Raw genomic sequence first — 12,518 nt, 5'->3', positions numbered from 1 at the left:
TGCTGGAATTTCGGAGCACTGTCGACCCTGGACCTGTCGAGGCGGCCGGGGTACCCGCCGATAGTCGCCTGTCGTTAACCATGATCTTGACGCGACCGGAAGACTGTGCCGTTATGACGACGGCGCGTTTCACCGGACACGAAGAACCGATCCTCGCGGTCGCGGTGAAGGGAAATCGCCTGGTCACCGGGGGCGCGGACCGGACCGTGCGGGTCTGGGACCTGGAGACCGGAGAGCAGCGTTTCGCACTGGGCGGCCACGATCGGCCGGTGCTGGCGGTGGGTATTTCGGGCCAGTACGTGGTCGGTTGCGATGGGGCGACGGTGCGGCGCTGGCGGATCACCGGTACCGGCGCGCATGCCCCGGAGGTCCAGACCACCAGGCGGACCGTGGCGGTCGCGGTGGCGAAGGACTTCGCCGTGTCCGGAGCGGGAAGCACCGTCGAGGTCCGGCGGCTGGACGGCGCGACGGTACGGGCTCTGCGCACCGGCGGCCCGGAGGTCGAATCGGTCGCGGTGACCCCGGACGGCCGGGTCGTCGTCGCCGGGGACGACGCCGGTGGCGTACGGCTGTGGGACGGGGAAATCGTTTCCCACTACCGGTTCGGCGGCGCGGGCGCGGTACACGTGGTCGCGATCTCGGCCGACGGCGGGCAGGTGCTGTCCGCCGAAGGGGAGATGGTCCGGTTGTGGGGGCGCAAGGGCGATCCGGCCCTCGTCTTCCCAGAGCATACCGGTGTGGTGCGCTCGCTGGCCTTCGGCGCGGACGGCAAGTTGGTGCTCTCCGGCGGTTCCGACGGCGAGGTCCGCGTCCGCGAGATCGACGATCCGCGGGACTACACGCTCCTCAAGGGACATCAGGGGAACGTCCGGGCGATCGTCTGCACCGCGGGCAACGAGAAGATCGTCACGGTCGGGGACGACCGCACGATCCGGGTGTGGGACCGCTTCGGCAACCAGATCGACGGCACCGGCTTCGTCGAGCGCAAACCGGGCCGGGCGCGGCCGCGGATCACGCCCGACGTCGAAAGCCCGGTCGACCTGATCGGCTTCCACGACGACGTGCGCACCCTCGCCGCGGTCATCGCCGACCGCGAGACCAGCCCGCCGCTGTGCGTCGCGCTGCTGGGCCCGTGGGGTTCCGGCAAGTCGAGTTTCGTCCGGCAGGTGACCGACCGGGTGGCCGAACTGGCGCGCCGCTCCCGCGGCGACGCCGCCAACAGCGTGTTCGCCGGTGAGATCCGGCAGATCCGGTTCAACGCCTGGCAGTACCACGACGACCATCTGTGGGTCGGCCTGGTGGACCACCTGTTCCGCAACCTCGGCGCGCCCGAGACGCACGCGGACGCCGGCGAGGTCCGCGCCGAACGCGAGGAGCTGCGCACTCGGCTCGCGGGACTGAAGGCGGTCAAGGCGGATTCCCCGCACACCTGGCGCTGGCGACTGCTGGTGTCCGGAGCCGACCGGGCCGAACGGCGGCGGCGGAGGCTCGCCGTCGCGGGATACGCGGTGCTGGGCGTACTCGGTGTCGCCGCGGCCATCACCGGCTGGGTCTTGTGGCACAACGCGATCCTCGCCGCGGCGGGCGCCGTCGTCGCGCTCGGTGCGGTGCTGACCCCGGCCCTCACCACCGCCAGGGCCGCCCTCGCGCCGGTGAAGTCCACATTGGACAAGCTGCGGCACGACGTCGACAAACGCGCGGAACGGTTCGACGCCGAGGTCCGGGAGACCGAGGAACGACTGCGGCGGCTGGACGCGGCCAGCAGGCTCGGCGATCTCATCGAGGAGGCGAAAACCGGGAGATACGGGGACTACCAAGGCGTATTCGCCCGGGTCCGGGAAGACCTCGCGAACCTGAGCGCCGATCTCGTGGACGCCAGGGAGGAATGGCTGCGGGCGGGCGGCAAGGGCAAGCCGCCGCTCGAACGGATCGTGCTCTACATCGACGATCTCGACCGCTGCCCGCCGTCGAAGGTGATCGAGGTGCTGGCCGCGGTGCATCTGCTGCTGGCGCTGCCCGCATTCGTCGTGGTGGTCGCGGTCGACCCGCGGTGGCTTCGGCGCTGCCTCGACCAGCACCACGAAGAACTGTTCGGCGCGGGGGAGGCGCGACAGGCGGAGTACCTCGACAAGATCTTCCAGATCGTGTTCGCCCTGCGCCCCATGGGAAGCGCGGCGGACGAGCTGATCGACGCGCTGATGCCGATCGAGCAACGGGAACCGGAGCCGTCCGAGTCCGAAGAATGGCCGGAGGACGACGGTGTCCCCGAACGCGGCGGAACGAGGGAGGTGGTCGTCCGGGAAACGGCCCCGCCGACGTTCTACAACATGCGGCCGGACCGGTTGCGGCTCACCGAGGTCGAACGCGCTTTCGTCCACGTACTGCGGAAAAGGCTGAACACGCCGCGCGAGATCCGGAAGCTCGTCAACCTCTACCGGCTCGTGCGCATCGGTATCCCGGACGCGGAACTGGCGCGTTTCGTCGGTGGCCCCTACCGTGCCGTGCTCATCCTTTTGACCCTGCTGGTCGCCGATCCGGACGCCGCGCGCAAGACGTTCATCGCCCTTTCCACCGGGGAATCGCTACGGGAGGCATTTCCACCTGAATGGAGGCTAGACGTCGAATCCTTCGATGATCTACAGGTCTATCGGAATTGGGTGGGCACCCTCGCCCGCTTCAGTTTCGAAACCTACGATCTCGTGACCGAGGAGACATAACCGGGAACCACGTTGTAGCTACACTTGCCCGCTACGACGGCTAGGGGGCGGCGCATGCGGAGATCAGGCTGGCTTTCGCTCGTCTTCGGCGTGCTCGTCGGGACGCTCGTGATCGTCCTGCTCGCCACCACGGTCACCCCGCCCTCGAACGCCACCAGGGCCGACTGCGTCCGCCTGGTCACCAATTCCTCCACGGAGAAGGGCGACCTGATCGCCGAACTGGCCGAGCGGTACAACAACACCGGCCGGATGTTCGACGGCGGGCGGTGCGCGAAGGTCGACGCGCACAAGAAGACCTCGGGTGCCACGCTCGACCTCATCGCCGACGGCTGGAACGACATCGACCAGCACCAGCCCGAGCCCCAGGTCTGGCTGCCCAGTTCGTCGCTCTGGCTCGATCTGCTGCGCCAGCGCGGAAAGGGCGAGCGGATCAAGGCCGGGCCGAAGACCTCGCTCGCCACCAGCCCGATGGTGATCGCGATGCCCGAGCCGATGGCCAAGGCGATGGGCTGGCCGGGCAAGACGCTCGGCTGGGGCGACGTACTGGAAGTGAACCGGAACGGGGGCTGGGCCTCGAGGGGCGCGGCGTACGCCCAGTGGGGGAACTTCACGCTCGGCAAGGACAACCCGCGGCGGTCGACGTCCGGGCTCGCCGCGACCATCGCGACCTACTTCGCGGCGACGGGCGGTGACTACGGCAAGATCGGCACCGCGGAGACCGTGCAGTTCGTCCGCGGGATCGAGGCGTCGGTCGCCTACTACAGCGACGATTCGGTGGCTTTCCTGAAGACGCTGTACGACGAGGACCGCAAGAAGCCGACGCCCTACATCAGCGCGATGGCGATGCAGGAGCAGATGGTCTACCTCTACAACCGCGGCGTGCCGACCGGGGATCCGGCGCAGCTGAAGGGAAACCCCGTCGCGCCGCTGCGCCCGCTGGTCGCCGTCCACCCCAGGGAAGGGACGATGCTGATCGACCATCCCTTCCTGATCACCGCGAACGCGTCCCCGGAGCAGCAGTCGGCGGCCAAGGACTTCTACGACTTCCTGCTGGAGGCCGGCCAGCAGGACCGGTTCCGTGAGCTGGGATTCCGCGACCCCGGCGGTAACGGGACCCCGGAGCTCGCCGGGGTCGTGGGCACCCAGGGAGCCCAGGAGCCGCCGAAGATCGGCGTCCCCACCGGCGAACAGATCCAGAAGATGCTGGACGGCTGGGAGTACACGCAGCGGCGCGGCCGGATCCTGCTGGTGCTCGACCTGTCCGGTTCGATGAACGAACCGTTCGACAAGAACCGCAAGGACAAGCCGTACTCCGAAAGCCGGATCGCCCTGCTGAAACCCGCGATCCGGAAACAGCTCGAGTACCTGCATCCCGAAGACGAGGTCGGGCTGTGGACGTTCTCCGACGGGTACGAGGAGAAGATGCCCATCGGCAAGGTGAAGAACGTCCGCGGTCCGATGCTCGACCTGGTCGAGAACCTGACCCCGAAAGGCGATACGGCGCTGTACCAGACCGTGACGGCCGCCAACGAGAAGATGCGGCGGGAATTCGACCCGAACCTGATCAACGCCGTCGTCTTCCTGACCGACGGCGAGAACACCGAGGCCGGGACGAAGGAGCAGGTGCTGCAGAACGTCGACGCCGAACGGCTGGACAACTCCGTCCGCATCTTCACCATGGCCTACGGCGCGCAGGCCGACAGCCGGGTCCTCGACGAGATCGCCCAGAAGTCCAAGGCCCGCAGCTACCAGGCCGTCGACCCGCACGGCATCGACAAGATGTTCGTCAACGTCTTCAGCAACTTCTGACATGGCCGATCACGACAACCGCCCGTTCCACGTCGTCGCGGTGGTGCTCAGCCTGATCGCGGGGTTGATCGGCCGTGCGGTGACCTATCCGCATCCGCAGGCCTGGCTATTCGGTGGCGTCGCCGTGCTGGCCGTGCTGATTCCCGCCGAGACCGCGTTCTTCGTGCTGAACGGAAGGCGGCCGAGGCCGGAGCGGGAGAAGAGTGCGCCGGAACCGCCCGCCGACCATTACAGCCTGCTCGGGCGGGCACTGACGGCCATCGAAACGCTGCGGCCGGGCGAGACGGACCTCGCCGGAGCCTTCCGGCGGGCGGTGGCGACGCTCGAACAGCGGAAGGGCGACAAGTCTCCGGGAGTCCTCCAACTGGGTATGACCGTCCGGCAGCTCACCTTGAAGCTGGAGCGATCGGTGCGGGACGGGAACCCGGACCAGCTGATGCTCCCCCAGCGGATGAACGTGTTCCAAGAGATACTCGAAGACGCCCTCGCGGCGGTCGAACCACGGTGAGTGTTCGGTGCCGAACAGACTACGGCCGTGCGCCATGCTGATCTGAGGGCATGCCGTTGATCGGGCGCCGGGTTGTCGAGGGCGTGGAACATGTGGTCGTACCGGTGGAGCACCGGTTCAGCCTGGAGGAGGCCGTGCTGGCGGTGATGGCCGCCAAGAGCACCGTGCGGCCCGCTCCGGGAATCAAGGTCGCTCCGCTGAAGGTGTCGGAGGTACGGTCAGCGCTGCTCTATGCGGCGAAACACGCCGACAGACGACACCAGATCGTGGACAGCTATTTCGTCGAGGCCGAAGACGGACCGTTGCACCGGTTGGCCGAGTGGATCAGATCGGAGCTGGTCCGGCTGGGCATCTTCACCACCCACGACGGTTCCGCCGCCGGATCGGGTGGCCGATTCGGTTACTCTCCGCGATAGGTGTTCACGACTGCCTGGGAGGGTGTTTCGTGGGTTTGGGCCAGGAGGCCGCCGAAGAAAGAGAACGTCCGTTCCTGGAGCGACTGGACGAACCCGTCCGCGCCCGGTTGCTGGAGATGGGCACCCCGCAGACCTACGAGGGACGGCAGGCGCTCATGCGGGCGGGCGAACCCGGCGACTTCGTCATGCTGCTGCGGCATGGCTACGTGAAGGTGACCAGCGCCGACCGGATGGGCGCGACGGTGATCCTCGACGTCGGGGTCCCCGGCGATCTGCACGGCGAGATCGCGGTGATCGCGGGCGGTATCCGGATGGCCGACGTGGTCGCCATCGAGGAAGTGCACGTCCGGCGGATCGCGGCGAGCGAGTTCAACCGGTTCCTGCTGGAGCATCCGTCGGCGATGCGTGAGGTGCTCGTCAGCGTCGCCCGCCGGTTCGTGCTCGCGCAGCGGCAGCGGACGCAGTCCTGGAAACCGCAGGCGGTGGCCAGGGTCGCGACCAGATTGGACTACCTCGTCGACGTCTGTGGCATCCGGACACCCGACGGCTGGCGGATCGGGATCCCGTTGAGCCAGGACGAACTCGCGCAGTTCATCCCGATGGGCCGGACCATGGTCGCGCAGGCACTGGACAAACTCCGGAAGGCGGGGGTGGTGGCCAGTTCGCGCCGTGCGATCACCGTCATCGACCGCGAGGCATTGCGGGTGGTCACGGAAAAAGGTGTGACTTAGCTCACTGGCGTTGACCTGCGCGAGGTCATGTTTTGTTCGGTTCCGAACAGAACTTCCGGTGAGGAGTGGGAACACTGCTTCCTGCCGCCAGTTTTCACCGATCAGGGGAGGGGTCGCAGAGATGCAGGTGCTGACCTCAGGCCATTACAACGCGCACACCCACGCCGTCCTGTCCGTCGACATCGTCGGTTCGTCGAAGGCCAGTGACGACCTGCTGGACCCGATGAAGACCGAGATGGAGACGCTGGTTTCCCGCTCGTTCACCGCGGTCGGGCTCGCGCCGGGGGAAGCGCGTCACTTCCGGGAGACCGGGGACGGGCTGATGGTCGCGTATCCGGACCACGCCGTCGGCCAGCTCTGCGAGGTCGTGTTCCACCTGGACCATCTCCTCCGGACCCGCAACCGCTACGCCAGGGTCCCGATGCGGGCGCGCGTGGCGGTCCACATGGGACCGATGGCGGACAACCATCGCTACCACCGCACCTACATCACGCTGACCCGGTTGCTGTGCGCCTCCACCTTCAACGACGCCGTGGGCTACTGGTGCCGTTCGGATCCGACGGGCGACAAGTTCGGCGCCGGGATGATCGTCTCGCAATCCGTGTGGCGCAACGTGGTCGAGCCGTTCGGGGTCGCGCTGGTCCCGCCTGCCCGCTGCGCCAGGATCAGCGTCACGACACCGGATTTCGCGGACAGCGCGTGGATCCACCTGCCGGGCTTGGACGCGGAAGCGGTCCTCGCCGAACTGAACCCCGCTGTCGCGGTGCCGCTCGTGTTCGACCGGGTGAGCCGGTTGTCCACGACGGCCTGACCCAGACCGGGCGGTCCGGTTTCCAGGGAGGGAAAACCGTATCGCTCGCCGGTTCCCGGCCCGGTACCCCTACGCCGGGCCGGGAACCGGACCCCCGGCGCGGGGGGTGGGGGCGCGGGTCATCCCCGCCGCGCCCCCTCGCAGAGACCTCGTGAGTGGTAAGGACGGTTAGAACCGTCCTTACCACTCACGAGTTTGGGTTACTGCTTACACCTCTTGCCGCTGTTGACGCACTTCACCAGCTGGTTCATCAGCCGCTGCGACATGACGTTCGCGAAGTCGTCGTGGTCGGAGCGCGGGTCGTGCTTCTCCTGCGCGAACGCGTCGACCGCGTACTGCCCGGCGGCCTGGATCTCCGGCGGGATGTCGTACACCAGCGTGATCCGCAGCTGCGGCACGTTCTTGAAGCCGCGCGGGCATTTCCCGTTGCGGTCGGAGAACACGATATGCGTGCGGTGGTTCGCGCTGTCGGTGTTCTTCCCGTCCCAGCAGTTCGGGAACGAGTGGATCCGCGTGACCTTGCTGCCCCGCGGGCAGATCGGGTACAGCTCGGTGAGCCGGTCTTCGAAACCGGTACAGGTCCAGCTGGGGCGCGCGTTGGCCGGGCCGTTGGTGCTCTGCTTGGCGTCGCCGTAGAGCACACGCAGGAATTTCGGCATCGCGACGACCCGGCGGGCCCCGCCGCTGGTGAAGGTCAGATCGACCTTTTCGGCGCGCTGGATTTCGCCCTCGTTGTCGCCGATCTCGTTGTTGTCGTTGACGCCGGGCAGGTCGGCGGACTTGCCGTCGGACTTCTTCTTTTCGGCGTCACCGGCGGCGTTGACGTTGCTGTTGTCGCCGCCGTTGTCGAGGCCGCCCTTGCCATTTTGCTTCACCGTACAGCCGGCGAGCTGCTCTTCGTTCTTCGCGACCTGTTTCCCGGCCTGCCGCATGGTGTCGGCGATCTTTTGGATCGACGGCTTCCGCTTGTTCTTCAGCTCGTCGAGCACCTGGCCAGCTTGTTTTCCTTGCGCCAGCTGGTTGTTCGCGTTCTCGGACTCCTGGTCGAGTTTGTCGAGGTTCTCGTCGACCGCGGGCATGGCCTGGTCGGGCACCTCTTCCAGTTCACTGGCGACGTCGGGGCAGTCGACCTGGGCGGCCGCCTCGTCCTTGGCCGCGTTCGCGCGGTCGGCGGCGAGCTGCTCCTCGTTCGCCGCCTCGTTCTCTTCCTCTTCTTCGGTGTTGATCCGGATGACCGGCCAGAAATAGGCCGACTTGTCCCCGTTCTTGCACGTGGTGCCCGCGCGCAGCAGGCTCTTGTTGTTCGAATCCGCGTTGGTCGACAGGTTCCCGACGTAGTCGTGCAGATGCTCGGCTCCATTGCGGACACCGGGCTGCGCGATGAAGTTGTCGCCGTTGAAGTGGCCGTTCTCGTTGCGGCCGCAGTCCACGGTGAACGTCCCTCGTGCGCCTCGTTTCGCGAGGTCGAGGTTGACGTTGTTGCCGCGGGGGACCTTCGTGATGTCGATGAAGAAGGATTTGTCCGCGCCGTCGGCCCTGGCGGCGTCGGGGGTGCCGGTCGTGTTGAGCACGACGATCCCGCCGACGGCGATGGCGAAGGCGGTGGCGCCCGTGGCGACCTTGGTGCGGCGTGCCATGCGATGGCGGCCGGCGGTTCTTTGGTTACGGGGCATGAACTTGTTCACCTCGTTCGGTGTCGTTGCGCGAAGCCCGGGGGATGCGGCGCCGGCAGCACCGGCGTCACTGACTCCGCGTTGGCTGAAACGGCCCCGACGGGTACCCGGTTCAAAACGCGACCTCGCCGTTATGCTTTCGTTACCTTGCGACGGCGGTGATAAGCGAGCCCGAGAACGATGGTGATCGGCCCCCAGAGCGCGAGCGGAGTGACGCAGATGGTGGCCAGCGTTTCCCAGCCCTCGCTGACGTAAGCGATGCTTTCGACGACGCCGTACGCGGTGAGCTGACGCCCGTCACCGAGGGGGATCGAGGTGAAGAGCACGGTGAGGATCAGGCCCCCGACCACGGCGGGAACGACCGCCGCCAGCGGCCGGACGGGTTTGCCACCGATGAACGGGATCCAGCGGGGCGCCACCTCGCCCCAGCCCCGGACCAGCCCGATGGCCAGGAGCGCGATCACTTCGGAAAGCACGCTGAGCGCGAGGATGTACGGGATGCCGAGCCAGAGCGGCGGCATCCCGCGGTCGTGGATCTGCCCCATTTCGAAATGGAAGATGAAAGGCAGCCGCCACAGGCACGAAGGCAGCAGGAGCCACGGGAGCGCGTAGGCCAGGCGCATCGCCCAGCGGGGAACCGGCCGCTCGGTGTCGCTGACGGCCGGGGGCAGGTGCAGGATCTTCATGGGACCGATCGTGTCGCCGAGAGGCGCCGGAAAGATCACTCGCGCGGATATGTTCCCTCCATCCGGAGAGGGAAAGGCCCGGCCTCGGGGCAGTCGAGGCCGGGCCGGATTCCCGCTGGTCAGGCGTCGACCTTGTCCTTGGGCTCCGCCTCGGGGGCGGTGGGACGGGCAGGCAGGAAACGCTTGAACAACGGGAAGAACAGGATCACCAGGATGATCACGTAGACCACGATCGCGAACGGCGTGTTGAACAACCCGGTCAGGCTGCCGTCGCTCAGTTGCAGCGCGCGCCGCATCTGCTGTTCGGCGGCCGGGCCGAGGATGACGCCGATGATCGCCGGCAGCACCGGCAACCCGTACCGGCGCATCGCGAAGCCGATCAGGCCGATCACGAACATCACCAGCAGATCGAAGATGTCCGCGTTGACCGCGTACGCGCCGACGCTGGCGAAGAACAGGATGCCCGCGTAGAGGTACGGCCGCGGGATCCGGAGCAGCTTCGCCCACAGCGGCGCCAGCGGCAGGTTCAGCACCAGCAGCAGCGTCAGCCCGACGAACAGCGAGGCGATCAGGCCCCACACCAGCGAAGACTCCCGTTCGAACAGCAGCGGTCCCGGCTGGATGCCGTACTGCTGGAACGCCGCCAGCATCACGGCCGCGACCGCGGTGGTCGGCAGGCCGAGTGTCAGCATCGAGACCAGTGTCCCGGCGGCGGAGGCCGAAGCCGTCGCTTCCGGGCCCGCGACCCCTTCGATGGCGCCCTTGCCGAACTCGTCCTTGTGCTTCGAGAGCCGCTTTTCCGTGACGTAGGAGAGGAAAGTCGGAATCTCGGCGCCACCGGCGGGCACCGCGCCGAACGGGAACCCGATGACCGGACCGCGCAGCCACGGCTTCCACGTCCGCTTCAGATCCGCACGCGAGAGCCACGGCCTGCCGACCGGGATCGGTTTGAACGCGTTGCGCCGCAGATGCGCCGCGACCCAGAGCGACTCGCCGACCGCGAACAGCGCGACCGCCACGATCACGACGTCGATCCCGTCGGCGAGATGCAGTGAGCCGAAGGTCAGCCGCGACTGCCCGGTCATCTCGTCCAGGCCGACCAGCCCGATGGTGAGCCCGATCAGCAGCGACGCCACGCCGCGGATCCGGGAACTGCCGAGCACCGAGGTGACCGCGATGAACGCCAGCACCATGATCGCGAACAGATCCGGCGCGCCGATGTCGACGGCGTGTTTCGCGATGATCGGGGCCAGCACGACCAGTGCGATGGTGCCGAGGATGCCGCCGATGAAATGCCCGATCGCGGCCGCCGCAAGCGCTTGCGCGCCGCGGCCCTTGCGCGCCATCGGGTTGCCGTCGATGGCCGCGACCACCGCCGCGCTCTCACCCGGCGTGTTCAGCAGGATCGACGTCGTCGAACCGCCGAACATCCCGCCGTAGTAGATCCCGGCGAACATGATGAACGCGCCGGTGGGCTCCAGCCCGTAGGTCACCGGGAGCAGCAGCGCCACCGCCATGGCCGGGCCGATCCCCGGCAGCACACCGATCGCGGTGCCCAGCAGTACCCCGATCGCCGCCATCGCGATATGGGTCGGGGTCAGCGCGGTGCCGAAGCCGTCGATGAGTTGCTGGAACATCAGAACACCTCCATCAACGGGCCACCGGGAAGCGGGACTCCGAGCAGGTTGTTGAAGACCAGGAAGGTCACGACGGACATGCCCGCCGCGATCAGCGGGTCACGCACCAGGTTGCGGCTGCCGAGCGCGTACGCCGCGCCCCAGAACAGGATCGCGCCCGAGATCGGGAAACCGACCAGGCCGATCAGCGCCGCGTTGGCGAGGAAGGCGCCGCACAGCAGCAGCACCGTGCGCAGGTCGGCGGGCGCGGTCAGGTCGATGTCCTCGCCGCCCTCGGCCTCGCCCTTGCCGCCGCGCAGCACGTCGCGCGCCAGCAGCACGGCGACGAGCAGCAGCAGCGAGCCGACCAGGATCGGCACCGCCTTCGGGCCCACCGGGCCGCGCTGGGCGAAGTCGGTGGGAATGCTCAGCGCGTCGGTGAGCACCAGGACACCGAGCACCACGAGCCCGACGCTCACCCCGAGTTCGGAGCGCTCCTTCAGCCACGTGGTCGTCATGCCAGACCCAGCTCTTTCAGCACCGTTGCCACTCGAGTGTTCTCCTCTTTGAGAAACGAACCGAACTGCTCACCTGGCGCGAACGCGCCGGTCCATCCGTTGCGCCGCAAGGCTTCCTGCCATTGCGGCGTCTTCTGCAACCGCTCGAACAGGCTCACCAGCTTCGCGCGGTCGGCTTCGGTGATGCCGGGCGGCGCGACGATGCCGCGCCAGTTGGTGAACTTGACGTCCACCCCGGACTCCGCGAGCGTCGGCGCGTCGATTCCGGGGATCCGGGCCCCGCTGGTCACCGCCAGCACCCGGAGCGTGCCCGCCGCGATCTGGTCGCGGTACTCGCCGACACCAGAGACACCGAACGCGACCTTGCCGCCGAGGACCGACGCGAGCAGTTCACCGCCGCCGTCGAACTGGACGTAGTTGACCGCCTTGGGCGCGAGGCCGACGGCCTTCGCCATCAGCATCGGCGCCAGGTGGTCCGGGCCGCCGGGCGACGAACCGCCGCCGACCTGCACCGCGCCGGGGTCCTTCTTCCAGGCCTCGATCAGCTGACCGATGTTCTGGTACGGCGAGTCCTTGCCGACCACGACGATGTCCGACTCTTCGATCAGCTTCGCCACCGGTGTGGTGTCGAGCAGCGAAGACGGCGACTTGTTCGTGAACACGCTGCCGACGACGCCGAGGCCCATCGACATGACGAGCTTGCCGTTGCCGCGTTCGGCCACCGTGCGGCCGAGACCGACCGTGCCGCCGGCACCGGGGAGGTTGAACACCTCCGCGTTGCCGAGCAGGTCGGCGTCTTCCATCGCCTTGGTCGCGGTTCGCGCCGTGATGTCGTAACCGCCGCCGGGCGCGTTGGGCACGAGCACCCGCAACGACCGGATCTGCGAGCCCTCGTCGGCCTCGCCGCCCGGGGTGAGCAACGGTGGCACCAGCAAAACGGCGACGAGCGCCGCCGCGATGGCCAACCAGCTACTGGGCTTCACTGTGATCCCCGCCTCTCTGCCGCGTGGTTGGACATGTTGCACTCGTGTAA

Annotated in this window: 11 protein-coding genes; 6 read left to right on the top strand and 5 right to left on the bottom strand. The window is 67.8% G+C overall.

All coding sequences use genetic code 11. From position 1 onward, the window contains the following. The first annotated feature begins 113 nt into the window (after positions 1-113). The 6 genes from ACFVM3_RS20960 (at position 114) to ACFVM3_RS20935 (ending at position 6,992) form a co-directional block, all read left to right on the top strand. Positions 114-2,717 (top strand): P-loop NTPase fold protein, encoded by a 2,604-nt coding sequence (locus ACFVM3_RS20960; RefSeq protein ID WP_378440901.1) that lies wholly within the window; start codon positions 114-116, stop codon positions 2,715-2,717. Between the two features lie 54 nt (positions 2,718-2,771). Next, a complete protein-coding gene (locus ACFVM3_RS20955) occupies positions 2,772-4,526 on the top strand; it encodes a substrate-binding domain-containing protein (RefSeq protein ID WP_378440899.1) in 1,755 nt (584 codons plus the stop codon). A 1-nt stretch (position 4,527) separates the two neighbouring features. Then, on the top strand, positions 4,528-5,034 hold the full coding sequence (locus ACFVM3_RS20950) for a hypothetical protein (RefSeq protein WP_378440897.1): 507 nt from the start codon (positions 4,528-4,530) through the stop codon (positions 5,032-5,034). 50 nt (positions 5,035-5,084) lie between these two features. After that, entirely contained in the window at positions 5,085-5,450 is a 366-nt protein-coding gene (locus tag ACFVM3_RS20945) for a hypothetical protein (RefSeq protein WP_007034234.1), read from the top strand. 29 nt (positions 5,451-5,479) lie between these two features. Further along, a complete protein-coding gene (locus ACFVM3_RS20940; protein ID WP_378440895.1) occupies positions 5,480-6,181 on the top strand; it encodes a Crp/Fnr family transcriptional regulator in 702 nt (233 codons plus the stop codon). A 121-nt stretch (positions 6,182-6,302) separates the two neighbouring features. Continuing rightward, entirely contained in the window at positions 6,303-6,992 is a 690-nt protein-coding gene (locus ACFVM3_RS20935) for a hypothetical protein (RefSeq protein ID WP_340684177.1), read from the top strand. A gap of 200 nt (positions 6,993-7,192) precedes the next feature. Here the strand turns inward: ACFVM3_RS20935 and ACFVM3_RS20930 are convergent, their stop codons facing one another. The 5 genes from ACFVM3_RS20930 to ACFVM3_RS20910 form a co-directional block, all read right to left on the bottom strand. After that, positions 7,193-8,665, bottom strand: a complete 1,473-nt coding sequence (locus ACFVM3_RS20930; RefSeq protein WP_378440893.1) for a DUF1996 domain-containing protein — start codon at positions 8,663-8,665, stop codon at positions 7,193-7,195. Between the two features lie 131 nt (positions 8,666-8,796). Beyond that, positions 8,797-9,351 (bottom strand): hypothetical protein, encoded by a 555-nt coding sequence (locus ACFVM3_RS20925; RefSeq protein ID WP_378440891.1) that lies wholly within the window; start codon positions 9,349-9,351, stop codon positions 8,797-8,799. A gap of 119 nt (positions 9,352-9,470) precedes the next feature. Then, a complete protein-coding gene (locus tag ACFVM3_RS20920; RefSeq protein ID WP_378440889.1) occupies positions 9,471-10,988 on the bottom strand; it encodes a tripartite tricarboxylate transporter permease in 1,518 nt (505 codons plus the stop codon). After that, positions 10,988-11,485, bottom strand: coding sequence for a tripartite tricarboxylate transporter TctB family protein (locus ACFVM3_RS20915; protein WP_378440887.1), 498 nt, complete (start codon positions 11,483-11,485; stop codon positions 10,988-10,990). Before ACFVM3_RS20915 ends, ACFVM3_RS20920 begins: the two co-directional genes overlap by 1 nt. Then, the gene (locus ACFVM3_RS20910) at positions 11,482-12,450 is read right to left on the bottom strand and encodes a Bug family tripartite tricarboxylate transporter substrate binding protein (protein ID WP_378440948.1); all 969 of its coding nucleotides are present in this window, start codon (positions 12,448-12,450) and stop codon (positions 11,482-11,484) included. Before ACFVM3_RS20910 ends, ACFVM3_RS20915 begins: the two co-directional genes overlap by 4 nt. Positions 12,451-12,518: the final 68 nt, after the last annotated feature.

Source organism: Amycolatopsis sp. NPDC057786 (assembly GCF_042797905.1).
Classification (GTDB): domain Bacteria; phylum Actinomycetota; class Actinomycetes; order Mycobacteriales; family Pseudonocardiaceae; genus Amycolatopsis.
Note: the sequence above shows the minus strand (reverse complement) of the source record. Positions and strands in the feature narration are given on the sequence as shown.

Excerpts from the sequence above, each read along its gene's own strand:
- ACFVM3_RS20960 (WP_378440901.1), top strand. The coding sequence starts at position 114 with ATGACGACGGCGCGTTTCACCGGACACGAAGAACCGATCCTCGCGGTC.
- ACFVM3_RS20955 (WP_378440899.1), top strand. The coding sequence starts at position 2,772 with ATGCGGAGATCAGGCTGGCTTTCGCTCGTCTTCGGCGTGCTCGTCGGG.
- ACFVM3_RS20950 (WP_378440897.1), top strand. The coding sequence starts at position 4,528 with ATGGCCGATCACGACAACCGCCCGTTCCACGTCGTCGCGGTGGTGCTC.
- ACFVM3_RS20945 (WP_007034234.1), top strand. The coding sequence starts at position 5,085 with ATGCCGTTGATCGGGCGCCGGGTTGTCGAGGGCGTGGAACATGTGGTC.
- ACFVM3_RS20935 (WP_340684177.1), top strand. The coding sequence starts at position 6,303 with ATGCAGGTGCTGACCTCAGGCCATTACAACGCGCACACCCACGCCGTC.
- ACFVM3_RS20930 (WP_378440893.1), bottom strand. The coding sequence starts at position 8,665 with ATGCCCCGTAACCAAAGAACCGCCGGCCGCCATCGCATGGCACGCCGC.
- ACFVM3_RS20925 (WP_378440891.1), bottom strand. The coding sequence starts at position 9,351 with ATGAAGATCCTGCACCTGCCCCCGGCCGTCAGCGACACCGAGCGGCCG.
- ACFVM3_RS20920 (WP_378440889.1), bottom strand. The coding sequence starts at position 10,988 with ATGTTCCAGCAACTCATCGACGGCTTCGGCACCGCGCTGACCCCGACC.
- ACFVM3_RS20915 (WP_378440887.1), bottom strand. The coding sequence starts at position 11,485 with ATGACGACCACGTGGCTGAAGGAGCGCTCCGAACTCGGGGTGAGCGTC.